The sequence below is a fragment of the Thermomonospora catenispora genome (genome assembly GCF_006363815.1).
Classification (GTDB): domain Bacteria; phylum Actinomycetota; class Actinomycetes; order Streptosporangiales; family Streptosporangiaceae; genus Thermomonospora; species Thermomonospora catenispora.
Window position 1 is genome coordinate 220,318 of sequence record NZ_RRYT01000004.1, and the last position, 25,011, is coordinate 245,328.

21 protein-coding genes, 1 tRNA gene and 1 pseudogene are annotated in these 25,011 nt (G+C 72.9%); 15 read left to right on the top strand and 8 right to left on the bottom strand.

Features of this window, described 5'->3' with window-relative positions; genetic code table 11:
• Positions 1-142: 142 nt before the first annotated feature.
• Positions 143-778 carry an alpha/beta hydrolase gene (locus EIO00_RS05555; protein ID WP_422100028.1) on the bottom strand — a complete coding sequence of 212 codons (636 nt, stop codon included), beginning with the start codon at positions 776-778 and terminating at the stop codon, positions 143-145.
• A gap of 139 nt (positions 779-917) precedes the next feature.
• Here EIO00_RS05555 and EIO00_RS25045 point away from each other — a divergent pair, with 139 nt between their 5' ends.
• The 3 genes from EIO00_RS25045 (at position 918) to EIO00_RS05565 (ending at position 2,793) form a co-directional block, all read left to right on the top strand.
• On the top strand, positions 918-1,064 hold the full coding sequence (locus EIO00_RS25045) for a hypothetical protein (RefSeq protein WP_241661144.1): 147 nt from the start codon (positions 918-920) through the stop codon (positions 1,062-1,064).
• 20 nt (positions 1,065-1,084) lie between these two features.
• Positions 1,085-1,477, top strand: a complete 393-nt coding sequence (locus EIO00_RS05560) for a PaaX family transcriptional regulator C-terminal domain-containing protein (RefSeq protein ID WP_241661141.1) — start codon at positions 1,085-1,087, stop codon at positions 1,475-1,477.
• A 164-nt stretch (positions 1,478-1,641) separates the two neighbouring features.
• Positions 1,642-2,793 (top strand): acyl-CoA dehydrogenase family protein, encoded by a 1,152-nt coding sequence (locus EIO00_RS05565; protein WP_140175830.1) that lies wholly within the window; start codon positions 1,642-1,644, stop codon positions 2,791-2,793.
• Between the two features lie 42 nt (positions 2,794-2,835).
• On the opposite strand, the gene EIO00_RS05570 is transcribed toward EIO00_RS05565, so the two are convergent.
• Positions 2,836-3,789 (bottom strand): DUF5996 family protein, encoded by a 954-nt coding sequence (locus tag EIO00_RS05570; RefSeq protein WP_140175831.1) that lies wholly within the window; start codon positions 3,787-3,789, stop codon positions 2,836-2,838.
• 127 nt (positions 3,790-3,916) lie between these two features.
• Positions 3,917-5,161 carry a PP2C family protein-serine/threonine phosphatase gene (locus EIO00_RS05575; RefSeq protein WP_140175906.1) on the bottom strand — a complete coding sequence of 415 codons (1,245 nt, stop codon included), beginning with the start codon at positions 5,159-5,161 and terminating at the stop codon, positions 3,917-3,919.
• 162 nt (positions 5,162-5,323) lie between these two features.
• Between EIO00_RS05575 and EIO00_RS05580 the strand changes: the two genes are divergently transcribed.
• A complete protein-coding gene (locus EIO00_RS05580; protein ID WP_140175832.1) occupies positions 5,324-5,944 on the top strand; it encodes an L-threonylcarbamoyladenylate synthase in 621 nt (206 codons plus the stop codon).
• A 25-nt stretch (positions 5,945-5,969) separates the two neighbouring features.
• Here EIO00_RS05580 and EIO00_RS05585 read toward each other — a convergent pair whose 3' ends face one another.
• Positions 5,970-6,263 (bottom strand): hypothetical protein, encoded by a 294-nt coding sequence (locus EIO00_RS05585; RefSeq protein ID WP_140175834.1) that lies wholly within the window; start codon positions 6,261-6,263, stop codon positions 5,970-5,972.
• 1,098 nt (positions 6,264-7,361) lie between these two features.
• Here EIO00_RS05585 and EIO00_RS24750 point away from each other — a divergent pair.
• On the top strand, positions 7,362-7,640 hold the full coding sequence (locus EIO00_RS24750) for a hypothetical protein (protein ID WP_206664047.1): 279 nt from the start codon (positions 7,362-7,364) through the stop codon (positions 7,638-7,640).
• Between the two features lie 378 nt (positions 7,641-8,018).
• On the opposite strand, the pseudogene EIO00_RS05595 reads toward EIO00_RS24750, so the two are convergent.
• Positions 8,019-9,188 (bottom strand): annotated as a pseudogene (locus EIO00_RS05595) (epoxide hydrolase family protein).
• A gap of 64 nt (positions 9,189-9,252) precedes the next feature.
• Here EIO00_RS05595 and EIO00_RS05600 point away from each other — a divergent pair.
• Positions 9,253-10,230 carry a helix-turn-helix transcriptional regulator gene (locus tag EIO00_RS05600; protein ID WP_140175836.1) on the top strand — a complete coding sequence of 326 codons (978 nt, stop codon included), beginning with the start codon at positions 9,253-9,255 and terminating at the stop codon, positions 10,228-10,230.
• A 311-nt stretch (positions 10,231-10,541) separates the two neighbouring features.
• Here the strand turns inward: EIO00_RS05600 and EIO00_RS05605 are convergent.
• A tRNA-Leu gene (locus tag EIO00_RS05605) sits at positions 10,542-10,627 on the bottom strand.
• A gap of 123 nt (positions 10,628-10,750) precedes the next feature.
• Here EIO00_RS05605 and EIO00_RS05610 point away from each other — a divergent pair.
• Together EIO00_RS05610 and EIO00_RS05615 are read left to right on the top strand one after the other, a co-directional pair.
• Entirely contained in the window at positions 10,751-12,070 is a 1,320-nt protein-coding gene (locus EIO00_RS05610; protein WP_241661133.1) for a M20/M25/M40 family metallo-hydrolase, read from the top strand.
• A gap of 1,204 nt (positions 12,071-13,274) precedes the next feature.
• Positions 13,275-13,493 carry a hypothetical protein gene (locus tag EIO00_RS05615; protein ID WP_140175840.1) on the top strand — a complete coding sequence of 73 codons (219 nt, stop codon included), beginning with the start codon at positions 13,275-13,277 and terminating at the stop codon, positions 13,491-13,493.
• A 294-nt stretch (positions 13,494-13,787) separates the two neighbouring features.
• Here EIO00_RS05615 and EIO00_RS05620 read toward each other — a convergent pair whose 3' ends face one another.
• A complete protein-coding gene (locus EIO00_RS05620; protein WP_140175842.1) occupies positions 13,788-13,973 on the bottom strand; it encodes a DUF5703 family protein in 186 nt (61 codons plus the stop codon).
• A gap of 288 nt (positions 13,974-14,261) precedes the next feature.
• Here EIO00_RS05620 and topA point away from each other — a divergent pair, with 288 nt between their 5' ends.
• From topA to EIO00_RS05655, 7 genes are all read left to right on the top strand, one after another.
• On the top strand, positions 14,262-17,060 hold the full coding sequence (gene topA / locus EIO00_RS05625; RefSeq protein WP_422100027.1) for a type I DNA topoisomerase: 2,799 nt from the start codon (positions 14,262-14,264) through the stop codon (positions 17,058-17,060).
• A 53-nt stretch (positions 17,061-17,113) separates the two neighbouring features.
• Positions 17,114-19,147, top strand: coding sequence for a dTMP kinase (gene tmk / locus EIO00_RS05630; protein ID WP_140175844.1), 2,034 nt, complete (start codon positions 17,114-17,116; stop codon positions 19,145-19,147).
• Positions 19,148-19,305: 158 nt separating this feature from the next.
• The gene (locus EIO00_RS05635; protein ID WP_140175846.1) at positions 19,306-20,478 is read left to right on the top strand and encodes a DNA polymerase III subunit delta'; all 1,173 of its coding nucleotides are present in this window, start codon (positions 19,306-19,308) and stop codon (positions 20,476-20,478) included.
• A gap of 27 nt (positions 20,479-20,505) precedes the next feature.
• Entirely contained in the window at positions 20,506-20,985 is a 480-nt protein-coding gene (locus EIO00_RS05640; protein ID WP_140175848.1) for a low molecular weight protein-tyrosine-phosphatase, read from the top strand.
• A gap of 3 nt (positions 20,986-20,988) precedes the next feature.
• Positions 20,989-21,828: a fructosamine kinase family protein gene (locus EIO00_RS05645; RefSeq protein WP_140175850.1), complete on the top strand. Its 840-nt coding sequence runs from the start codon at positions 20,989-20,991 to the stop codon at positions 21,826-21,828.
• Between the two features lie 54 nt (positions 21,829-21,882).
• Entirely contained in the window at positions 21,883-23,139 is a 1,257-nt protein-coding gene (locus tag EIO00_RS05650) for a TolB-like translocation protein (RefSeq protein ID WP_140175851.1), read from the top strand.
• Positions 23,140-23,276: 137 nt separating this feature from the next.
• Positions 23,277-24,125 (top strand): PSP1 domain-containing protein, encoded by an 849-nt coding sequence (locus EIO00_RS05655; RefSeq protein ID WP_206664048.1) that lies wholly within the window; start codon positions 23,277-23,279, stop codon positions 24,123-24,125.
• A gap of 21 nt (positions 24,126-24,146) precedes the next feature.
• Here the strand turns inward: EIO00_RS05655 and EIO00_RS05660 are convergent, their stop codons facing one another.
• On the bottom strand, positions 24,147-24,905 hold the full coding sequence (locus EIO00_RS05660; protein ID WP_140175853.1) for a DUF427 domain-containing protein: 759 nt from the start codon (positions 24,903-24,905) through the stop codon (positions 24,147-24,149).
• Positions 24,906-25,011 lie beyond the last annotated feature (106 nt).

Here is a 25,011-nt window from a genome sequence, read left to right on the forward strand (position 1 = left end):
CGGATCGGGCGGCCCTGCACACCCAGATCGTGACCGTCACGGTTTCAGGGATCTGCGGAGAACGTCTCGCCGCAAGCGGGCACAAGGAAACGGTGGGGCGCTCGCCCCACCGTTCCCCCCGGTGCGCCGGGACCTTGGGGTGTCAGGACGGGTTCTTTTGCATGACGTCCCACTCGGTGGAGCACAGACCGCAGTTCGGCCCGACGAACAGCTGCTCGGCGGTGGTATCGCCCTTGAGCCGCCCCCTCAGCCATGCGGAGCCGACCCGGCCGAACTCGCCGCCGTTCGGCTCGCTGAACGTCCCGAAGTGGCCGACGTCCAGGTTGCCCATGAAGGCGGGCAGTCCGGCGGGCGGCCGGCGCCAGTCGTCCATCGCGTTCGGGTAGGCGATGTCCGAAGGACCGCCGATGAAGTAGGCGATCGGGGCGTGCAGCCTGGACAGCCGCCAGTTCTCCGCGTCGCTCCGCAGGCCGCTGTTGTAGAGGACGGTGGTGGTCACCCGCCGGCCGGCGGACGCCTCGTAGGCTTCCAGACCACCGCAGGACTGGCCCATCATCGCGATCTTGGTGGTGTCGATCTTGCCGCGGTACTTGCCGTCGATCCGGCTGTTCTCCCTGATGGCCCAGTCGATGGCCTCGGTCAGCATCGAGGCGTCGGTCCGTCCGCTCCCGCCCGGCCGACCGTTGGCGATCACCAGGAAGCCGTGCGAGGCGAACTCTTTGAGGATGTTCTCGAACCACGTCCCATCGGCCCGGCATGCGCCGTTGCCCCAGGTCACGATCGGCAGCCGGATGCCCGAGGGCAGGACCTGCGGTCGGTAGGCGGTGTGGTTCCGCAGGCGGACGGTGGTCTCATGGTCGGCCGGACAGGGGCCGGAGCCGCCGGGGGCGGCGTGCGCCGCCGGTGTGTGCAGCAGCGTGCCGAGCGGCGTGAAGGCGGCGGCCCTGGTCGAGCTGCTCGGCGAGCTCGGCATCCGCGCCCACACCGTCATGACCGCCCAAGCGGTGCCGAACGTCCCCCAGGGGATCGACCCGATCGACGCCTGGGACCCCTGGGGGAGCTGAGGAGCCGCTACGACGCCTTCATAGCCGCCTGGGAGCCGGTCCTCCGTCAGGTCCGGGACGGCGCCGTCCCCGCCGCCGCGTTGCGCGTCCGCACCGAGCTCATGTACGCCTGGCCGCCCTTCCCCGGCCTCGACCCCGAGCTCCCCGCCGAGCTCCTTCCCGCCGATTGGCCCCGTGGCCGCGCCCATCAGGTCTTCGCCGAGCTGTACGACTCGCTGGGGCCGCCGACCGAGCGGCGGGTCCGGGACATCGTGGCCGCGCACGCTCCCGACTTGGCCCTTTGGTCCGCCACCACACCCATCGCCGCCCCTGCTGACCGGTCGCGAAGCCGTCGGGCCGAAGCGAGGGCGCCTCGGGTGGTCGACGAACGCGCTGTGGCGTGGGCGGCGCCCACCATGTTCCGCATGCCCTGAGGAAGACCCGGTCTTGGGGCTCTTCAGGGGTCGAAGTCCCAACCGGCATCTCCGAAATGCGGAGCCGCCGGAAACAGGCCTAGAAGAATATTCTAGAATTTTGTTCGACGAGGTCGGTGTCCCGCCGGCCACACCTGCACCCAGCCATAGGAAGGGAGCGCGCCGTGCGCCGGACGCTGTTCAACGAGGACCACGAGGCCTTCCGGCAGACCATCAGGGACTTCATCGAGGCCGAGGTCGCCCCCGTCTACCACGAGTGGGAGGCCGCCGGTCATCCGCCGCGCGACTTCTACTACAAGCTCGGTGAGCTGGGCGTCTTCGGTATTCAGGTGCCCGAGGAGTACGGCGGCGCCGGCGAGACCAGCTTCAAGTACCAGGCGATCATCTCCGAGGAGTGCGCCCGCGCCGCGGTGAGCTTCGGCGGCTACGGCGTGCACGTCAACCTGGTGCTCCCCTACCTGCTCAAGTACGCCAACGAGGAGCAGAAGAAGCGCTGGCTGCCGCCGTTCGTCACCGGCGAGACGATGTTCGCCATCGCGATGACCGAGCCCGGCACCGGCTCGGACCTGGCGGGCATCCAGACCACCGCCGAGCGAGACGGCGACCACTACATCCTCAACGGCGCCAAGACCTTCATCACCGGTGGCGTGCTCGCCGACCGGGTGCTGGTGGTGGCGCGCACCTCCCCGCCGAGCCCGGAGAACCGCCGCGCGGGCCTGTCGATCCTGGTGGTGGACACCAAGAGCGAGGGCTACTCGGTGGGCCGCAAGCTGGAGAAGATCGGGCTGCGCAGCTCCGACACCGCCGAGCTGTCGTTCAACGACGTGCGCGTCCCGGTGGAGGACCTGCTCGGCGAGGAGGGCCGCGGGTTCGAATACCTCACCCACAACCTGGCCGAGGAACGGCTGGGCATCGCGGTCTCCGCCTACGCCTCGGCCGCGGCCGCCGTCGAGTTCGCCAAGAAGTACGTCCAGGAGCGCACCGTCTTCGGCAAGCCGGTCTCCTCGTTCCAGAACACCAAGTTCGTGCTCGCCGAGTGCGCGACCGAGGTCGAGGCCGCCCGTTCGATGGTGGACCGGGCGATCGAGGCCCTGGACGCCGGTGAGCTCACCCCCGCCGACGCCGCCATGACCAAGCTGTTCTGCACCGAGGTGCAGGCCCGGGTCGTCGACAAGTGCCTGCAGCTGCACGGCGGCTACGGCTACATGCTCGAGTATCCGATCGCCCGCCTGTACACCGACGCCCGCGTCACCCGGATCTACGGCGGCACCAGCGAGGTCCTCAAGACCATCATCTCCAAGTCGATCGGCGTCTGAGCACGGCCGACCTCCACCGCCCCCGCCGCCGGGCACGCGCCCTCAGCGGCGGGGGCCGTTCTCCAGCGCCGCACGATCCCAGCCGCCCAGATCGGCGGCCGCGGCATAGGTGGCGTCCAGAAAACGCGCGACCGTCTGCTCAGGATCCGCTGCGTCGGCCACCGCCTCGTACGGCAGCAGGAACTGGCGGTACTGCGGGCTGTAGAACGCTGCCGCCGGACCGGCGGGCCGGGCGGCGTAGCCGTCCGGCTCAGGGTAGGCGTAGGCGTAGAACGCGCCCTCCTCCCCGCCTCCGGGCCAAAAACCGCAGCTGGCCACCTCGTGGGAGTAGCTCTCGGTCATCACCCAGTCCGGGCAGTTGGGGAAGCCGCCGGGATGCGGCGGGGCCGGCCGCCCGGAGAACCGGGTGCAGGCCAGGTCGAACGAACCCCAGAAGAAGTGCACCGGGCTGACCTTGCCGACGAAGCCCGAGCGGAAGCGGCCGAGGACCCGATGGGCCTGCACCAGCTGCCGCCAGAACGCCTGCGCCGCCTCCGGGTCGTAGGCGGCGTGCAGACGATCCTCGGCGAAGGGAATGGCCCGTTCCACCTCGTTGGGCCTGGCCCGGATGCGGGTGGGGATCCCCAGCTCCCGCAACGCGGCCATGACCTCGGCGTAGAACCGCGCGACCGGCATCGGCTCCAACGCCAGCCGGCGGACCTCCCCGTCGCTGACGCGGATGAGCAGCCGGTGGTCGAGGAAGTCGAACTCGATCTCAAAGAGCCCGCGCTCGCACGGGATCGCCGACGTGGTCAGCCCGCGCGGGCCGACGTACAGGGTGACGTGCCACCAGTGGTTGAGCGGCGGCGTGCGGACCATCCGGATCTTGCCGACGATCTGGGTCCACATGTGCAGCGTGTCGCGGGTCTCGGTCCACTCCGCCGTCCGCAGCCGCGGCCACGCCGACGCTCCGGTCCCGTTCCGGGACGCCGTCCGCTCGCTCTTCGTCTCGCTCATCGTCCCTCCCCCCGGCCGGGGGCGGCCCTCGCGTCGCCGTCGTCTTCCATGCCCCGCACCAGGAGACGAACCCTCGACCCGACCACGCCCTCGGCCGCGTCGGCGTCCCGGACCGCGAAGGGGGCGGTCAGCCCGCCGGGATGACGAGGCGGCTGGCGTCGCCGCCGCGCCATTCGACCAGCAGCAGCGTCGCGTCGTCGGTGGTGACCCCGCCGCGTTCCCGCATGAGGGTGTGGGAGAACGTCCGCACCGCCTCCCGCACGTTCGCGCCGCCGGGCGAGACCCGTTCGATGACCTCGATGAGGCGGTCCTCGCCGAACTGCTCCCCCTCGGCCCACCGCTCCTCGACGAGCCCGTCGGTGAAGAACAGCAACCGGTCGCCCGGCTGCAGGTCCAGCTCGCTGATCTGCGGCTGGGCGCCGCCGAAACCGACCGGCAGCGTCCCGGGACCCTCCAGCCGCCGGATCACCTTTCCGCCGCGCAGCAGAAGCGGCGGGGGATGACCGGCGTTGACCCACTCCAGCCGACCCGTGGCGATGTCCAGCCGCGACATCTGTGCGGTGACGAACTGCTCGGGACCGAACTGCTGGTCGATGGCCTTGTCCATGTAGGCGTACAGCTCGGCCAGCCCGATGTCGGTCCGCCGGGCGTGCCGGTAGGCGCCGATGGCGACGGTGGCCAGCACGGCGGCGTTCAGCCCGTGCCCCATCGCGTCGATGACGGCCAGGTGCAGGATGTTCTCGTTGAGGACGTAGTCGAAGCTGTCCCCGGCGATGTCGTAGGCGGGTTCGAGGATCCCGGCGACGGCCACCCGGGCGGCGGTCATGGACAGCGGAGGCAGCAGCGACCACTGGATCTCGGCGGCCACGGTCATCGCCTCCCGGCGCCGCACCCGGGAGAACAGGTCGGTGTAGCCGTTCTTGGCCGCCATCAGAGCGCCGACCAGACCGGCCAGCCGCCGCAGCAGCCGCCGGTCGTCGTCGGAGGGGGAGTCGAGGGTCAACGCCAGCACCCCGACGTGGTCGCCGCTGTTGAGCAGCGGCAGATACACCCGGACGCCGTCGTCCATCGGGCTCTCGACGGACTCCCCCCGCAGAAAGGCCCGGCCCGCCGGGGAGCCGTCGATGTCCTGGGGCTCCCCGAGCACCAGCCTGCTGCCCGGCAGCGGCGTCAACGTCAGCTGGTCGTAGTCCTGCAGGAGAATGGAGACGTCCCGGCCCCCGATCTTGGCGATCTCCTCGGCGACCAGCGGCGCGAGCAGCCGCGGCGGCAGGTCGTGCGCCTGGTCCAGCAGCGCGCCCGACAGCTGCTCGCCGAAACCCTCCGGATGATCCCCCGACTCCTCAGGCGACCGTCGTTCGCCATCCGCCATGACCACGTGATTCCCCCTTGCCGGCCGTTCTACGATCCCCCGACCGCGAAGGTGCGAAGATCATCGGTCTCGACCATCGGCACAGCACCTCATCGTCAGGCGATCAAGGACCGGATGTCCGAATCGACGGTCGGCGAGCGCATCCGCCCCTAGGCTGCAGTCATGGCGAAGTACTTCGACGTTCACCCCGACGACCCCCAGCCCCGGGCGCTCCGTCAGGTGGTCGACCTGCTGCGCGCGGACGGGCTGATCGTGTACCCGACGGACTCGTGTTTCGCGCTCGGATGCCGGCTGGGCAACAAGAAGGGCATCGACCGGATCAGGGAGATCCGCGACCTGGGCAGCGGCCACCACTTCACCCTGGTGTGCAAGGACTTCGCCCAGCTCGGACAGTTCGTCCAGATCGGCAACGCGCTGTTCCGCTCGATCAAGGCGGCGACCCCCGGCGGCTACACGTTCATCCTGCCGGCGACCAAGGAGGTGCCGCGCCGGCTGCTGCACCCCAAGAAGAAGACCGTCGGGGTGCGCATCCCCGACCACACCGTCGCGCAGGCGCTGCTGGCCGAGCTCGGAGAGCCGCTGCTGTCGAGCACCCTGATCCTGCCCGGCGAGGAGGAGCCCATGACCCAGGGCTGGGAGATCAAGGAGAGGCTCGACCACGCGGTGGACGCCGTGGTCGACTCCGGCGAGTGCGGCTCCGTGCCGACCACGGTCGTCGACTTCTCCCGCGGCGAGGCCGAGATCGTCCGCACGGGCACCGGAGACCCGTCGCTCTTCCTGTAAGGCGGATCGCACGCGCCGCCGCCCCTCACAGCGGCTCGGTCACCCACCGCCAGCCGGCGTCGTCGCACACCATCCGGATGAGCCGGGCGCCGCCGACATCGTCCAGCTCGGACACCGCCCGGACCAGCCGGCGGTGGAAGTCGGAAGGCGGACGCCTGCCGGCCGTCCCGTCGATCAGCGTCACGCTCTGTCTCGCCTCGTCGCGGAGCTGGGCCGTCAGCCTGTCGCCGTCCAGCCGCACGATGACGATCGCATCCGCTCTGACCATGTCACGGCCGTCGGCCGTCGCGATCCACACCCCGGCACCGGTGCCGCTCATGGGGACCACCTCCAACCTGGGAATTCGGGGTCCCGATCCCCAGGATCGCACGCCGGGCGGCCGCTCTCACCCGCCGGGACGCCGCGGCGCCCTCGGCGACGCCCCGCGGGACCCGGCCGGTCGCCCAGGCGGAACGATCTTTCGGTGCAGGGAAGGGGAACCGGCTTTTCCGGAGCGAGCACGACTGCGCGGCCGTGAAGAACCTCTCTATGCATTGCGGGGTGTCCCGGCCTTGCCCCGCTCGGGATGTTGGTTTCAGGAGCCTTCGCTCTGCTTCTTCCCTGCTCGCAGGATCGACCGATCCTCAAGACGCGCTCCTGAACGGTTCGAGTCCGTCCATGTCGGCACGGTTGCGCGCCGCACAAGAGTTCGCCGAGGCCCCGAGGAGTGGCGGATGAGGCGCGGCATGGCGAGTACAGGAGGGTCTCCACAGAGGTGCGGATGTCCAGGATCCCTCGGCTCTTCCCACGGCGACGGTCATGGCGGTGACGGCGGCCGTCACGGTGTTCGCCGCGGGGGCACCGGCTCAAGCCGACCAGGCCGCGTGCATGAAATGCCTGGTGTACGAGGGCTGCATCATCGGGCCTGGTGTGACGAAGGCGTGTGCTCGAGGCCACGATCCCGGGAGGTGCGAGAGCGAGTTGAGGGCCCTGGGGGTCCGCTCGGATCACGCCAGGACCGCGTGCCGGTCGGCCGGCAATTAGAGCGTTCCCCGAGGGGGGACGGAGGCGTTCGCCGAGGCGCACAGCCGGACGGGCGAGCGAGGCCGGCGGTCGTCAAGGGCGCTGACGCCGGCGGTGAGGAACCGAGGGCGGCGGCCTTCTCATTCACCGCCTTCAGCGCAGCCGAGGCCCTGGAGCGCTGTCAGTGGGACGGGCCGTCGTCGGCGACCGATCGATGACCTGGTGATCTCCGGACCGGAGGGGCACGGGGCGGCCGGCGGGCGTGAAAGCGGTCGCCGGTCCCGCGGGGGCGCCCGCACGGCGAGGGGTCTTGTGCCGGTCGTGTCGGTTGCGAGGACTGCTGGGAGTGGGAACGGGGCCTGTGACACCGCCGCGGCCGGCGAACGTGGCCGAGGCATCCCCGGAGCTGGCCGGTATGGCCACGCGGCTGCACCCTCGTCCGGGGACGCCGACGGTGCACGACGGCTCGGTGGGCGGGCCGTTGCTGTGGCCGGCCGATGAGCTCGCCGAACGCGTCCGCCTGTGGGCGAAGCGGGAGGGTCTGAACTACGAAGGGGACGTGGCGACGGCGCCCGGCTGGAAGGTCGGCGGATGGCCCGCGCCATGGACTTTCTGCGGCCCTCCCGAGCCGGGAGAGCTGCACTGCGGCTGCGGTGCTCCGCTGGGGCCGCTGCTCACCATCGACAGCAGCTAATGGGACGGCGGCACCAGGAGCTGGCGGCCGATCGAGGAGGACGGCAGCCCGTCTCGGCATGGGAGACCGACCGAGGCGGTCATCGGCCGCGGCTACCGGCTGCAGATCTACCGGTGCGCAGTCTCCTCCGAGCACCCGCCGGTCGCCGAGATGCAATGAGGCCCCTCGGCGGGAGGGGAGCGCGGTCCACGGGCCGATCCTCAGGGCCCGCCATGGCCGCACACCGCGCTATGCCCGGAGCGGCCGACGGCGGGCCCGGCGAGGGCTCTGCGGACGGGAGCGCCGAGGGCGTCCGTTGCCGGGACCTTCCAGGTCCCGGCAGCGCCCCTGATCGCGACGCCCCCGTCCCCACCCGTGGACACGGCGTGTCGGCAAGGTTCAAGGCCGGAGCCCGCCGAAGAAGGCGCGGATGTCGGCGACCATGAGGTCGGGGGCCTCCAGCGCCGCGAAATGCCCGCCGCGCCGGTACTCGGCCCAGTGCACCACGTTGTGCACCCGCTCGGCCAGCGGTCGCACCGAGTGGTCGGTGGGGAAGACCGCGACACCGGTCGGCACCGTGCCGCGCTCGCGCGGCGCCCACATGGCGGGGTCGTTGAAACGCTCGTAGTAGGTGTGGGCGGCGGAGCCGGCCGTGCCGGTGAACCAGTAGATGCTCACGTCGGTGAGGATGCGGTCGCGGTCCACCGCGTCCTCGGGGAGCTCGGCGGACGGATCGGTCCAGTCCTTGAACTTCTCCACGATCCAGGCGAGCTGGCCGACGGGGCTGTCGTGCAGCGCGGCCGCGATGGTCTGCGGGCGGGTGCCCTGCAGCTGCATGTAGGCGCCCAGCTCCCGCTGCCACCGCTGCATCCCCTCCAGCCGCGCGCGCTCGGCGTCGGTCAGCGCCGCCATGGTCTCCGCGTCGCCGTCGGGGAAGGTGAGCAGCCCGTTGACGTGCACCCCGATCACATGGTCCGGCGCGGCGCGGCCCATCAGCGGCGCGATGAACGCGCCGACGTCACCGCCCTGCACGCCGTAGCGGTCATACCCCAGACGGGCCATCAGGCGCGTCAGCGCCGTCGCGGTGCGGGTGTCGTTCCAGCCGGTGCCGGGCGGCGGACCGGAGAAACCGTAGCCGGGCAGGGACGGGATCACCAGGTGGAAGGCGTCACGGGCGGAGCCGCCGTGCGCGACCGGGTCGGTGAGCGGACCGATCAGATCCCAGAACTCCACGATCGATCCGGGCCAGCCGTGCAGCAGCATCAGCGGCACGGCGTCGGGCTCGGGCGAGCGCACATGCACGAAGTGCACGTTCGCGCCGTCGAGCACGGTGGTGTAGTGCGAGAAGCGGTTGAGCGACGCCTCCTAGGCCCGCCAGTCGAAACCGTCGGCCCAGTACCCGGCGAGGTCGCGCAGGTAGTCGGCGGGGACGCCGCGTTCCCAGCCGGTGCCGGGCGGCTGCGGGGCCCAGCGGGTGCGGTGCAGCCGGTCGCGCAGGTCGTCCAGGTCGGCCTGCGGGACGTGGACGCGGTACGGCTCGATCGGCGCGGCAGAGTGCGGGTTCGTCATGTCCGCGACGCTACGAGCAATCGGTGACAGGTTCTGGCACCGATTGCGACCACAATGCAGAACCATGGTGGAGACCTCGGCGCGGCTGTTGCGCCTGCTGTCGCTGCTGCAGTCACGGGCCGACTGGACCGGCGCCGAACTGGCCGAGCGCCTGCAGGTCGGACTGCGCACCGTGCGCCGCGACATCGACCGGCTGCGTGAGCTCGGCTACCCCGTGGAGTCCACGCCGGGGGTGGCCGGGGGATACCGGCTGGGCGTCGGGGCGGCCCTGCCGCCGCTGCTGCTGGACGACGAGGAGGCGGTGGCCGTGGCGATCGGCCTGCGCACCGCCGCGACCGGCAGCGTCACCGGACTGGAGGAGGCCGCGCTGCGGGCGCTGACCAAGGTCCAGCAGATGCTGCCGTCCCGGCTGCGTCACCGGGTGGCCGCCTTCCACGCGGCCGTTCCGCTGACCGGCGCGGCGGCCGAGGGCGTGGACGCCGACCGGCTGACCGCGCTCGCCACGGCCTGCCGCGATCGCCGCCGCATCCGCCTGCGCTACCGCTCCCGCACCGCCTCCACCACCCGCGAGGTCGAGCCCTACCGGCTGGTCCACACCCCGCGCCGCTGGTACCTGCTCGCCTACGACCTGGACCGGCGGGACTGGCGCACCTTCCGGGTGGACCGCATCGAAGAGCTCCTCGGCCCTCCCGGCGCCCGTTTCACCCCGCGCCCCCTGCCCCGGGAGGACACCGCCGCCTACGTCTCCCACTCCATCAGCACCGCCCCCTACGCCTATCGGGCCCGCATCCTCTTCCACGCCCCCATGGAAGAGGTCGCCCCCCGCACCTCGCCGGCCGCCGGCCGCCTGGAGGCGGTGGACGCCGACCGTTGCCTGTTCCACGTCGGCTCCGATTCGCTGCAGGAACTCGCCGTCCACGTCGCCGCCAAGGGCTTGGACTTCGAGGTGCTCGACCCCCCGGAACTGATCCCCGTCCTGCGCGACCTGAGCGACCGCCTGCGCAAGGCCGCGCAGGCCGCCTCCACATCCCGTGAGCCCTGAGTCCGCCCGGCACGAGGAGGGGAGGCCGGGCGTCGGACGCCCCCGGGAGGGGCGGAGGCCCGGGAACCGCGTCCGTCCTTCCCCGCGCGGGACGGGGCCGCTCACGGCGACGCCGACGAGGAACGACCGACGCCGGCCGGACGCCGGCCGATCGGTGGAGCGCGGCGGACGCCTCCGCCGCGTCGTTCGCCGAGGCCCGGCGAACGACGCCCCCGGGCCGGAGGCGTCGACGGGGCGTCACGGAACCCCTGATGGCTCGGACGCGAAAACGCCCCGAGCCTGTGATCTGTGAAGGCTCAGGGCGTCTGCAGTGTCCGAGGGGGGACTTGAACCCCCATGCCCCGTGAAGGGCACTAGCACCTCAAGCTAGCGCGTCTGCCTATTCCGCCACCCGGACAAGTCGCACTGCACGGTATGCAGCGGCGTGCCAACGATACCAAAGGTCCGGAGTCGCGGCGAAGTCGATCGAGCGGGCACGATGGGCTGGGTAGACGGTCACGGCGGTGAAGATGGGAGCACGGTGTCCGACGGGATTGAAGCGCTTAGTGCACAGGAGGAGGTCGTCCGGTTCTGCCAGGAGCTGATCCGGATCGACACCAGCAATCCGGGGGACCACTCCGGGCCGGGGGAGCGGGCCGCGGCCGAGTACGTGGCGGAGAAGCTGAGCGAGGTGGGGCTGGAGCCCGTCCTGCTGGAGTCGCACCCGAAGCGGGCCAGCGTGATCGCGCGGATCGAGGGGACCGATCCGTCCCGGGACGCGCTGCTGCTGCACGGTCACCTGGACGTGGTCCCGGCGCGGGCCGAGGACTGGACGCGGGACCCGTTCGGCGGGGAGATCGCCGACGGGTGCGTGTGGGGGCGCGGCGCCGTCGACATGAAGGACATGGACGCCATGATCCTGGCGGTCGTCCGGGAACGGCTGCGGCAGGGGCGGCGTCCGCCGCGAGACGTGGTGGTGGCGTTCCTGGCCGACGAGGAGGCCGGGGGCGTCTGGGGCGCCCAATGGCTGGTGCGCGAGCATCCGGAGCTGTTCGAAGGGTGCACCGAGGCGATCGGAGAGGTCGGCGGGTTCAGCCTGACCGTGCCGGGCGACCGGCGGATGTACCTGATCGAGGCCGCGGAGAAGGGCATCGCCTGGATGCGGCTGACCGCCCGCGGGACCGCCGGGCACGGGTCGATGGTGCACCCGGACAACGCGGTGACCGCGGTGGCGGCGGCGGTGGCGCGGCTGGGGACGCACGAGTTCCCGGTCCGGCTGACCCCGACGGTGCGGGCCTTCCTGGAGCGGGCCTGCCAGGTGTACGGGGTGGAGTTCGACCCCGACGACCCGGAGAAGTGCCTGACGGAGCTCGGACCGCTGGCGCGGATGATCGGGGCGACGCTGCGCAACACCCTCAACCCGACCCGGCTGGACGCCGGTTACAAGGTGAACGTCATCCCGCAGGAGGCCACCGCGCAGGTCGACGGGCGGTTCCTGCCGGGGCACGAGGAGGAGTTCTTCGCCGTCGTGGACGAGCTGCTCGGGCCGGAGGTGACCCGGGAGTTCGTCTACCACGACCGCGCCATCGAGACCGAGTACGAAGGCGCCCTGGTGGCGGCGATGGAGGAGGCGCTGCGGGCCGAGGACCCGGGAGCGCTGCCGGTGCCGTACTGCCTGTCGGGCGGGACGGACGCCAAGGCGTTCTCCCGGCTGGGGATGCGCTGTTTCGGGTTCGCTCCGCTGCGGCTGCCGCCGGATCTGGACTTTTCCGGAATGTTCCACGGAGTGGACGAGAGGGTGCCCGTGGACGGATTGCAGTTCGGTGTCCGGGTGCTGGATCGCTTCCTGGACCTCGCCTGAACGATTCGCCCCACGAATTGCGGCGAACTCCGAGAGATGAGGCGGTCCGTGGTGCTACGGTCACCATGCGTAGAGAACGGGGTGCCTCGTTCCTTATCGGGGAGAGCATGCCGAGGGGGCTTCGGTGGCGCGTGGTCTGGCGTCGGCACGGACGGTGCCCGTCCGGTCGCTGTGCGTTCGGGCTGCGCGCCACCGTGCCCTCCGGCTGCTGGCCCTCGGCGGACTGGTGATCGGCGGCTGGCTGCTCGGCGCCCTGTCCGGCACCGCCCACGCCGAGACCGGGCCCCACCCGGTGGACGGCGCATCCCTGTCGCCTCCGCCGGGCATGGTCGCCGTGCAGGAGCCGCCGGCCCCCGTTCCGTCCCGGACGCCGATCGGCCTGCGGATTCCCGAACGCCTTCTCGAACGTCTCACCGGACCGCCGGCCGGCCCGGACACCGGCTCAAGCACCGGCCCGGACGCCGATCCGGATCCGGTCGGCCCCGACGACCCGGGAGACGCCGCCCCACCCGCGGCGGAGACGGCCCGGCCGGTGCCGTCTGAGTCCGCATCCGCATCCGAGCCTCGGCCCTCCGCCGCTCCGCCGCGGGTCGGCCCTCCCGCGCCGTCGCGGCTCGCCGTCTCCACACCCGGGCCCGCGGCCGGAGGGACCCCCGGCGAGGTCTCCGGCGCCGTCCGGGACGACGATCGGGAGACTCGCCGTCCGGTCTCCTTCACCGGAGCCGCCGAGCCCCGCCTGAAACGACCGGCCCCGCCTCCGGCGCAGACGGACGCACCCTCGCCGCGGCCTCGGGCCGAGGCGTTCGTCCTCGCCTCCGCGCCGTCCGTCGGCGCGCCCGGCGACGTCCTCGGCGGGGACCTGCATCAGACGCCGGGCCCGCACGTCCTCCGGGCGGTGCCGTGGCCGTCCTCGGGCGCCGACGCGCCACCGGCACAGGCGGACGTGGACGAGCCGCCCATGGCGCCCGACTGATCACCGCCCCTCCGGCGGCCGGACGCATCCCGCCGCATTCCCGGCGGGAGCGCGTGGCTCCCCTCCCGAGTCCTTCTCCGGGAGCAGCCGTCGGCGGGTGTGCGCGCCGCCCTCCGGCGCCGACGCTCACGTGACGCGGGGCCGCCCGCCCGCGGCCGGGTGGACGCCGCCGATCGACGTCCGAGCGCGGAGGGAGTCTTTCGATGAATTCCCCCTCTTCGTGGATGGAGCATGCCCATGCGCGACCGGGCCGAGCGCACCGCTCGCGTCCTGCCGTTCCCCCTGGGCGCCGTGGCCCCCGGCGTCGGCCTGCCCCGCCTCGGCCCGGCGGGCGCCCGCGGGACCGACGGGACGCCCCTGGTCTACCGGATGGTTTTGGACATGCCGGTTGAGATCCCCGCCCCGTCCGTCCCGGCCGACGACGCCGACGGGTGCCGGCGACGACCGTGAGGCGATGGTGAGCCGGCCGTGAGCCGAGGACGCCCACCGGCCGTCGAGCCGCCGGTGAGCCGCTGACCGGGCCCGCCGCCTCGGCGGCACGGCGGCGGATGAGACCGCTTTGCCCGCCCTGGAGCGCGGACCGGGGCGGGCAAAGCCCGTCCGGGCCCATCCGGCCCGGATGCGCCACCAAACGCGCCACGAGACGCCGACGGATCGCGGCGACGGGTCAGGGCGACTGATCGCGGACGGATCGCGGCGGCGACGGGCGCGCCGCCGGCGGGGGACCATGGTCCTCGGAAGCCGTCAGAAGGTGCGGACCTGGCGGATGACCTTGCGGCGGAGCTGGATGCGGCGGCTGCCGTCGGGATACAGGCGCAACCGGTGCAGCTCCCACCCTCCGTACTCGGCGTGCTCGGTCATCAGCTGCCGGGCGGCGTCCCGAGATGTGCCCCGCGGCAGCCGGAGGACGAGGTAGGAGTACTCCGCCATCGCCGTCCATTATGACCGGGGGAACGCCAGGTGAGGAGGGGGAGCGCCCGGGTTCTCGCCCATTCCGGACGTGCCCGGTCTGCAGCGCCGGTTGCGACGTGTCATCCTGTCTGGGGTTCGCGGCGCAGGGAACTCGCGGGGATGCCGGGCCGCTGGAAAGGTTGCGATGCCTTCCACGTTGTCCTCCTCAGGACAATGGGCGCTCCGAGGGGACGCCTGGCCGCCAGGGGGGAAGCATTCGGAACGTCCTCGCACATGACGGACGAAGACAGTGAGGGTGGAGCGATCGTGCCAGCCAAGAACGGCACAGCACAGCGTGGCCGGGGCCGCGCCAGGGGGTCCGGCGGCACCGGCACGCGTCTGGTGATCGTCGAGTCGCCTGCCAAGGCGAAGACGATCGCCGGTTACCTGGGCAGCGGATACGTGGTGGAGTCCAGCATCGGCCACATTCGCGACATCCCGCGGCCCGCCGACCTGCCCGAGGAGGCCAAGCATCAGCCCTGGGCCAAGCTCGGCGTGAACGTCGAGAAGGACTTCGAGCCGTACTACGAGGTCACCCCCGACAAGAAGGCCCAGGTCGCCAAGCTCCGCAAGGCGCTGCAGGAGGCCGACGAGCTCTACCTCGCCACCGACGAGGACCGGGAGGGCGAGGCCATCGCCTGGCATCTGCGCGAGGTGCTCCAGCCCAAGGTCCCGGTGCACCGGATGGTGTTCAACGAGATCACCCCGGAGGCGATCCGCCACGCCGCCGCCAACCCCCGCGATCTGGACCTCAAGCTGGTCGACGCGCAGGAGACCCGGCGCATCCTGGACCGGCTGTACGGGTTCGAGGTCAGCCCCGTGCTGTGGCGCAAGATCATGCAGGGGCTGTCGGCCGGCCGGGTGCAGTCGGTGGCCACCCGCCTGGTCGTCGAGCGGGAACGGGAGCGGATCGCGTTCGTCCCCGCCCACTACTGGGACATCGAGGCCGACTTCGCCGTCCAGGGCGCCGTCGAGGACGGGCCGCGGACGTTCACCGCGCATCTGGTCGGCGTGGACGGCAAGCGCGTCGCCCAGGGCCGCGACTTCTCCGCGCGGGGCGAGCTGAAGTCCGCCGACCTGCTGCACCTGGACGAGGAGGCGGCGAGCGGCCTGGCGCGGCGGCTGGAGGGGCGGCCGTTCACGGTCGCCTCCGTGGAGCGCAAGCCCTACACCCGCAAGCCGTACGCGCCGTTCCGCACCACCACCCTGCAGCAGGAGGCCAGCCGCAAGCTGGGCTTCTCCGCCAAGTACACGATGCAGGTGGCGCAGCGGCTGTATGAGAACGGCTTCATCACCTACATGCGGACCGACAGCACCAACCTGTCGGAGACCGCCATCGCCGCCGCCCGCGCCCAGGCCACCGCGCTGTACGGGGCCGAGTACGTGGCCGACAAGCCGCGCACCTACGCCACGAAGGTCAAGAACGCCCAGGAGGCGCACGAGGCGATCCGGCCCGCCGGCGACACCTTCCGCACCCCGGCCGAGACCGGGCTGACCGGTGACCAGTTCCGGCTGTATGAGCTGATCTGGAAGCGGACCATCGCCTCCCAGATGAAGGACGCCGTCGGCCAGTCGGTGTCGGTGCGGGTGGTCGGCGCCTCCACCGCCGGGGAGCGGGCCGAGTTCGCCGCCAGCGGCAAGACCATCACCTTCTACGGCTTCCTCAAGGCGTACGTCGAGGGCGCCGACGATCCCGAGAGCGACGCCGACGACAGCGAACGGCGGCTGCCGAACCTGTCGGTGGACGACCCGCTGACCGCCGACCGGCTCCAGGCGCAGGGCCACAGCACCCGCCCGCCCGCCCGCTACACCGAGGCCACCCTGGTCAAGGAGCTGGAGGAGCGGGAGATCGGCCGGCCCTCCACCTACGCCTCGATCATGGGCACGATCCTGGACCGCGGCTATGTGTTCAAAAAGGGCACGGCGCTGGTCCCGTCGTTCCTGGCGTTCGCGGTGGTCAACCTGCTGGAGAAGCACTTCGGGCATCTGGTCGACTACGACTTCACCGCCAAGATGGAGGACATCCTCGACCTGATCGCCCGGGGCGAGGCCGAGCGGGTGCCGTGGCTGCGCCGGTTCTACTTCGGGGAGACCAACGGCGACGGCGAGCGCCATGTCGGCCTCAAGGAGCTGGTGACCGACCTCGGCGAGATCGACGCCATCGGGATCAGCTCGTTCCCGGTCCCCGGCAGCGACATCGTCGCGCGGGTCGGCCGGTACGGGCCGTACCTGGTGCGCACCAAGCCGGACGGCACCGAGGAGCGCGTCAACATCCCCGCCGACCTGGCTCCGGACGAGCTGACCGCCGAGAAGGCCGAGGAGCTGTTCGCCCAGCCCAGCGGCGACCGGGAGCTGGGCCGCGACCCGGAGACCGGGCATGTGATCGTGGCGCGCTCCGGCCGGTTCGGCCCGTACGTGACCGAGGTCCTGCCGGAGGAGCTGACCACCACCGCCTCCGGGCGCCGCAAGAAGGACGCCCCCAAGCCGCGCACCGCGTCGCTGCTCAAGGGGATGAGCCTGGACACCGTCACGCTGGAGGACGCGCTCAAGCTGCTGTCGCTGCCCCGGGTGCTGGGCGAGCTGGACGGTGAGCAGGTCACGGTGCAGAACGGCCGGTACGGCCCGTACGTCAAGAAGGGCTCCGACAGCCGGTCGCTGGCCTCGGAGGAGGAGCTGTTCACCCTCACCCTGGAGCAGGCCAAGGAGCTGTTCGCGCAGCCCAAGCAGCGCGGACGGGGCCGGACCGCGGCGGCGCCGCTGCGTGAGCTGGGCGAGGACCCCGCCACCGGCAAGCCGGTGGTGGTGAAGGAGGGCCGGTTCGGGCCGTACGTCACCGACGGGGAGACCAACGCCAGCCTGCGCAAGGGCGACACCGTCGAGGCGATCACCCTCCAGCGGGCGGTCGAGCTGCTGGCCGAACGGCGGGAGAAGATCGCCGCGGGCGGCGGCAAGAAGACCGCAGCCCGGCGCGCCACGACGAGGAAGGCGTCCGCCGGCGGCACGTCGGCAGGCAAGTCGGCGGGCAAGTCGGCGGGCAAGAAGTCCTCCGCCAAGACCGGTACCTGACCGCAACATCGAGTCCGCCCCCTGGGGACGTCCGCGTCGATACGCTGACCGACATGACCAGATCGGGCGCGGCTCACCAGCCGGGTGTGCTGTCGATCCCGCCGCTGCGGCGGCTGTGGATCGCCTTGTCCTTCTCCGGCCTCGGCGACTGGCTCGGCCTGCTGGCGCTCACCGCGTCGGCGGTCGCGGTGAGCGCCGACGACGGTTTCGCGATGCAGGCGTACGCGATCGCCGGGACGCTGCTGGCGTGGACGTTGCCGCAGGCGCTGCCGGCCTCCGCGATGGCGACGCCGGTCCACGGTCTGGACCGGCGCGTGACACTGGCGGCGCTCGGCGCGCTGCGGGCCGTGCTCACCGCGTCGGCGGCGCTGCTGGGACAGCCGGTGTGGCTGATCGCGGCGGCGCTGCTGATCTCGCTGGCGGGAGCGGTCGCGCAGGCGGCGGTCGACGCCACCGCGCCGGGACTGGTGCCCGAGGACCGGGCGGAGGACGCCCGGCGCCTGGTCCGGCGGACCGGCCACGGGGCCGCGCCGGCGGCCGCCGTGCTGTTCGCGCTGCTGGCCCTGGCGGCAGGCGCCCTGACGTCCGGGGATGCGCGCAGCGACCTGCCGCTGTATGCGACGGCGGTGGTCTTCGTGCTGTCGGCGGTCGCGGCCTTCGGGACGCCGCCGGGGCCGGTCGCCGCGGCGCGGCCCGCCGCGCCGCGGCAGGGGGAGCGTCCGGGGAAGGCGACCCGTGCCGTGCCCGGGCTGCGCGGCCTGCTGGTCGGCCTGATCGGGGCGTTCGCCGCGGGCGGCGCGGTGCTCGGCGTCGCCCGGATCCAGGTGGCGACCCTGCACGGCGGGGACGCCGGGTTCGGGGCGATGGTCGGCGCGGCGTTCCTGGGCATGGCGTTCGGGGTCTTCCAGGGGCCGCGGATGCTGGGCCCGTTCAGCCGGCGGCGGCTGCTGGGGCTGTCGGTGGTCGCGGCGAGCCTGGTGCTGGCCGCCATCGCGCTGATCCACGACCTGGTGGTGGTCGTGGTGCTCACCGGGGTGCTGGGGTGGACCGTGGGGGTGGCCTGGTCCACCGCCCGTGCCGTGGTGCAGGAGACGGCCGAGGAGCCGCTGCGCGGGCCCGCGCGGGCGTTCCTGCGCTCTGTGCTGCGAGCGGTGCTGGTGGTGGTGACGGCCGCCGCGCCCGCCTGCGCCGGGGCGATCGGGCGGCACCGGCTGGAGCTGGGCTCCGATGCGGTGTACCGCTTCGACGGCCCCAACGCGGTGCTGCTGGCGGTCGCGCTGCTGACGCTGGTCGTCGGCCTGGTGACGTACCGGCGGCTGGACGACCGGCGCGGCATCCCGCTGGTGCCCGACGTGCGGGCGGCGCTGCGCGGCGAGGTCTACGTCCCGCCCGCCGCCGAGCCGCAGCCCGCGCGCGACCGCGGGGTGTTCATCGCGTTCGAGGGCGGTGAGGGCGCCGGCAAGACCACCCAGGCCCGGCTGACCGCGATCTGGCTGCGCGATCACGGGTACGACGTCGTCACCACCAGCGAACCCGGCGCCACCAAGATCGGCATGCGGCTGCGCGCCATCCTGCTGGACAAGGAGACCAAGGACCTGTCGGCGCGCGCGGAGACCCTGCTGTACGCCGCCGACCGCGCCAACCACGTCGCCAACGTCATCGAGCCCGCCCTGGCCCGCGGCGCCATCGTGGTCTCCGACCGCTACCTCGACTCCTCCCTGGCCTACCAGGGCTTCGGCCGCGGCCAGTCCGTCGAGGAGATCGCCGAGGTCAACCGGTGGGCCACCGGCGGCCTGCTGCCCGACCTGACCGTGCTGCTGGACGTTCCCCCGGAGACCGGGTTCGGCCGCTTCGCCTCCCCGGCCGACCGGATGGAGTCCGAGCCCATGGAGTTCCACGAGCGGGTCCGCCAGGGCTTCCGCCGCCTCGCCGAGGCCGACCCCGACCGCTACCTGGTGATCGACGCCTCGCTGCCGCAGGAGGAGATCACCCGCCTGATCCGCGACCGTCTCCACGACATCCTCCCCGATCCCGTCCCGGCCGGGACCGAGGAGATCACCAGCACCTTCCCCGCGATCTCCGACTGATCCCCGTCGTCCTCGCCGGCCGGGGCGGGGCCCGGCGGGCGGCGGGGACGCCGCACCGGGTCCCGCAGGCGCCGGCGGGTCCGCGCCGGGCCCGCGGACTCCGAGGGTGCGGCGGCGCCGGGATATCACCGGGCGCCGAGGCGGCCTAGCCTTGGCTTGTGAGCGTTTGGGATGACCTGGTGGGCCAAGAGGCGGCCGTCGAGCAGCTGCGGTCGGCGGCCCGGGCCGGGGCGGCGCTGCTGGCGGGCGACCGGCGGGCCGCCGCGGGGATGACGCACGCCTGGTTGTTCACCGGCCCGCCGGGGGCCGGACGGTCCGCGGCGGCGCGGGCGTTCGCGGCCGCGCTGCAGTGCCGGGAGGATCCGCCGGGGTGCGGGCACTGCGCCTCCTGCCATCAGGTGCTGCAGGGGACGCACGCCGACGTGGAGGTGGTGCGGCCCGCCGGGTTGTCGTACGGGGTCAAGGAGACCCGGGAGCTGGTGCTGCGGGCGGCGTCCTCGCCGAGCGGGGGACGCTGGCAGATCGTGCTGTTCGAGGACGCCGAGCGGGCCACCGAGGCGGCGGCGAACGCGCTGCTGAAGGCGATCGAGGAGCCGCCGCCGCGGACGGTGTGGCTGCTGTGCGCGCCGTCGCCGGACGATCTGGTGGTGACGATCCGGTCGCGGTGCCGGCTGGTGACGTTGCGGACCCCGCCCGCGCAGGCGGTGGCGGACGCCCTGGTGCAGCGGGACGGGATCGAGCCGGACGTGGCGTTGGAGGCGGCGCGGGCCGCGCAGGGCGACCTCGAACGGGCGCGGCGGCTGGCCGCCGACCCCGAGGCCCGGCGCCGGCGGGGAGAGGTGCTGTCGCTGCCGACCCGGCTGACCGGCGTCGCGCCCGCGGTGCAGGCGGCGGCGGCGCTGGTGGCCGCGGCGGACGCGGACGCCAAGGCCACCGCCGAGGAGCTGAACGAGGCCGAGGTCGCACAGCTGCGGCGGGCGCTGGGGGAGAGCGAGAAGGGCCGGATGCCGCGCGGCACCGCCGGGGCGCTCAAGGAGCTGGAGGAGCGCCAGAAGTCGCGGGCCACCCGCATCAAGCGGGATTCGCTGGACCGGGCGCTGCTGGACCTGGCCTCCTACTACCGGGACGTGCTGATGCTGCAGCTCGGCGCCCCGGTGGAGCCGGTCAACGGCGACAAGGCCGCCGAGCTGCGGGCGGCGGCGGCCGAGAGCGCACCGGAGACGACCCTGCGCAGACTGGAAGCGATCATGGAATGCCGACGGCGGCTGGACGCCAACGTCAACCCGCTGCTGGCGGTGGAGGCCATGACGCTGTCGCTGCGTACCGGTTGACCGTCCACAACGGGCAGGATGGGGGCCATGCCGTATCGAGTCACGTTCGTCTGCACGGGCAACATCTGCCGCTCTCCGATGGCCGAGGCGATCCTGCGCCACCACGCGGCCGAGGAAGGGCTGGACGTCGAGGTGGACAGCTCGGGCCTCGGCGGCTGGCACGTCGGAGAGGGCGCCGACCACCGTGCGGTGCGCACGCTCGCCCGCCACGGTTACCGGTCGGCCCACCGGGCACGGCAGTTCGAACGGACCTGGTTCGACCGCTACGACCTGATCGTCGCGCTGGACCGGGGGCACCTGCGGGAGCTGCGGGCGATGGCCCCCGACGAGGAGGCGCGCGACAAGATCCGGCTGCTGCGGGAGTTCGACCCCGATGCCGGCGGACGGCTGGACGTGCCCGACCCCTACGGTGGCTCCATGGCCGACTTCGAGCACGTCCGGGAGCTGGTCGAGGCCGCCGTCCCGGGGCTGCTGGAGGAGATCCGCACCGCGCTCAAGGACCGCTGAGCGGTGGAGCGGCTGGCGGAACTGCTGGGCGCACCGGTCGAGCGGGTCACGCCGCTCGGCGGCGGCCACGCCTGGACGCTGTCGCGGGTGAGGCTCGCGGACGGGCGCGAGGTGTTCGTCAAGGCCGCCGACGACCAGGCCGGGGTGTTCGCCGCCGAGGCCGCGGGACTGCGCTGGCTGCGGCAGGGCGACGACCCGCCCGTCCCGCCGGTGCTGGCGGCCGACGAACGGCTGCTGGTGCTGCCGTGGCTGCCCGCCGAGCCCCCGACGCGGGCCGCGGCGGAACGGTTCGGCCGGGAGCTGGCGGCGCTGCACGCCACGGGGGCGCCCTCGTTCGGCGCCTCCTGGCAGGGCTACATCGCGCACCTGCCGATGGACAACGCCCCCGCCGACCGGTGGCCCCGCTGGTACGCCGAACGCCGCATCGCCCCGTTCCTCCGCTCGGCCGCCCGCCACCTGGACACTGCCGAGATCCGGCTGATCGAACAGGTGATGGACCGGATCGAGACGCTGGCGGGTCCGCACGAGCCGCCTGCCCGAATCCATGGCGACCTTTGGTCGGGCAATGTCTTGTGGTCCGGCGGCCGGGGCTGGATGATCGACCCTGCGGCGCACGGCGGCCATCGGGAGACCGACCTGGCGATGCTGGCCCTGTTCGGGGCGCCGCACCTGGATCGGATCATCGCGGCCTACCAGGAGGTCAGGCCGCTGGCCGACGGCTGGCGGGCGCGGGTCTCCCTGCACCAGCTGCATCCGCTGCTGGTGCATGTGACCCTGTACGGGGCGGCCTACCGGGACGCCGCGGTGCGGGCCGCCCGGTCGGCGCTGCGCGCGTCCGGATGAGGCGCGGCCACCACACGCTTGTCGCTTACACGAAGGGGCGGTGCGGCGATCACCGTGCACGATGGAGACGGGACCGGGCGCCTGCTGCGGACCGTCGTCGCCGCGGCGGCGGTCGCCGCGGCGGGGGCGGTGGCGGCGGTCGCCCTGCTCGCGTTACTGGACGATCGGCGGGAAGCGCGGCTTCCGGCCGAGGTCGATCCGGTGGACGAGACACGAGAAACGGCGGAGCACATGGAAGCCGAAGAACGGCAGAACCCCCCTTCCGAGGAACGACCGCAGACCCCCGCCGGCGAGCGGCAACGGCCCCCGGGCGGCGGTGAGCGGCCCGGCGGGCTGATCCGGGAGCATGCCGGACCGGTCGTCGTGGCGGTCCTGGCGGTGCTGCTGGTGGCCGCCGCCATGGACTTCATCCACGGGCGCGCCGATGGGAAGGACGACAAGCCCGCCGCTGCCGAGGCGTCCGCCGAGACCGCCGCGAAGGACGCCGCGCCGCGTTTCGTGGTGGGCGTCCGGCGCTCCGGTGACGCGCTGGTGGTGCGGGACGCCCGGACGGGGGCCCAGGTGGGGGTGGACATAGCCGCGCCCGTGGGCCGGCGGTTCCACCAGATCGCCTCCGCCGGCGAGGGGACGTTCGTGGTGTCCTCCTATGCGTCGGGCCAGGTGACGTTCCACCGGCTCGCCCTGACCCCCGACGGGCTGCCCCGCTCCCTGACGCCGCTGGAGGGACTGCAGGTGCGGGGGGTGTCCACCGGCCGTTCCGACATGGCCGTGAGCCCCGACGGGCGGCGGATCGCCTACCTCGTCTACGGCCAGGGGGTCAGCCGCATCGAGGTCGTCTCCGCCGACGCCGCGGCGCAGCGCCGATGGACCAGCCGCTCCACCGGCCGGATCACCAACCTGGCGTGGAGCGGCGACGCCCTGTCGTTCGTGTGGTCCACCGGCGGCGGCTCGACGGTGCGCCGCCAGGTGCGCACCCTCGACGTGAACGCCCCGTCCGGCGACCTGCGCGTCAGCAAGGCCCTGCTGCCCCTGCCCGCCGACGCCACCACCGTCGCCCTGGTGCGGGGGGACGCCGTCGTCGCGGGGATCCAGCGGGGGGCGACGCTGTCGCTGCAGGAGTTCTCCGTGCAGACGCGGCAGCCCACCAGGGAGTGGTGGACCGTCGGGACCGCCCGGTCCCCCGTCGCCCTGGTGCGCGCCTCCGTCGGCGAGGAGGTCCTGCTGCTGAGCGCGGACGGCCTGGCCCATGGCGCGCCCGGTGGGAAGGCGCACGCGATCCCCGTGGAGGACTGCGTCGACGTCGCCTGGTGACGCCCGGCGCCCCGACGTCACCGGGTGGCGTCCGGCGCCCTGCCGTCCGGTGCCGTCCGGTGACGCGCGTCACATCGCCGTCCGCGGAACCCGCATAGGGTGAGCAAGGCGCGAGAGGCCGCAAGGGGGTGTGGAGCATGGGCATGGTGATGGCCGTCAGCTTCACCCGATACGGACGGCTGTACTACCTCGACCCCGGCCCTCACTCGCCGCGGGTCGGCGACAAGGTCCTGGTGCCCACCAGCGCCGGCCCCGAGGTCGCCGAATGCGTGTGGGCCCCGCAGTGGGTGTCGGAGGACATCGAGGGCCTTCCCGTCTGCGCCGGCCTGGCCACCGAGGAGCACCTGGCCCGGGACGAGCGCAACCGCCGGCGCCGTGCGGAGGGCCGCTCCATCGCCAAACGGCTGATCCGCAAGCACGACCTGCCGATGAAGGTCGTCGGGATCGACTACCTGGACGGCGACAACGTCTTCACCATCTACTTCAGCGCGCCCCACCGGGTGGACTTCCGCGCGCTGGTGCGCGACCTGGCCCGCTCCCTGCGGGCGCGCGTGGAGCTCCGGCAGGTCGGCCCCCGCGACGAGGCCCGCCTCCAGGGCGGCATCGGCCCCTGCGGACGGGACCTGTGCTGCGCCACCTTCCTCAAGGACTTCGAGCCGGTCTCGGTCCGCATGGCCAAGGAACAGGACATGCCCATCAACCCGCTGCGCATCGCGGGGGCCTGCGGACGCCTGATGTGCTGCCTCAAGTACGAGCACCCCCTGTACGTCGAGGCGCACCGGCGCATGCCCAAACCGGGGCAGCGGGTCCGGACCCCCCAGGGCACCGGCCAGGTGGTGGCGCGGAACGTCCCCGCCGACGAGGTCACCGTCAAGCTGGACGGCGGCGGACGCTGCTCCTGCCCCGTCGCCGAGGTCTGCGTCCCTCGCCGGCAGCACGAGGAGGCCTACGGCCGCGCCGCCGAGGACGGCCGCGGCTCCGGCTGAGCTTCCGGGCGGGCGCCGCGCTCAGCCGAACGGGGACGCGGGCCGCTCCTGCCGGACCCCGTCCACGTGCACGTCGACCTTCTCGTCGTAGAACGCGATCAGCCCGGCGATCTTCTGGCTCTCGGGGAGGGGCTGCGGATAGGACCAGGCCAGGTCCTTGTGGAGCGTCTCTCCGATGCGGACCGACCAGTACTCGGCCCGCCCCTTGTACGGGCAGGCCGTGGTGGTGTCGCTGGGTTCCAGCAGGTCCATGCGCACATGCGGTTTGGGCAGGTAGTACCGCACCGGCAGGCCCGTCTCGAACAGCAGCCGGGGCTGCGAGGACTCCGCCACCGTCACCCCGTCCACCTCGATCCGCACATGCCGGGAACTGGCCAGGACGTCGACCCGGTGGTACGGGTCGCGGGGGTGCGCCAGCATCTCCTCGTCCTCTTCGAACCAGGCCTGCATCGCCTCCAGGTCGAACCGCACCAGGCCGCGCAGCTCCTCCACCGGCGAGCGAGGGTGACGCAGCGCCGCCCCGCGCGCCTCCGCCCCGTTCACCCGGACCGTGTAGGACTCCCCCTTTCCCAGACCGGGCGACCGCTCGACCTCGCCGTCGGGGAACAGGCACTCCCTCCGCACGTCCTCGACGGGGAAGTAATAGGTCGGATAGTGGGGCGTCTCCCACACCAGCATCGGCCGGACGGTGTCGACCACGGCCTCCCCGCCCAGATACACGCGCACCCGCTTGCGCGACGGCTCGATCCGGATTCCGCGCTCACGATCCCTGTCCGTCATGTCCACCTCGTACCCCCGCGGCGCCCCCGTCGTGCTCCCGCCGTGCGCCGGAGGTCCGGAGGAAGCGACGAAGCGGCGGCGCAGGAGACCGCCTCGACGGTTCGGA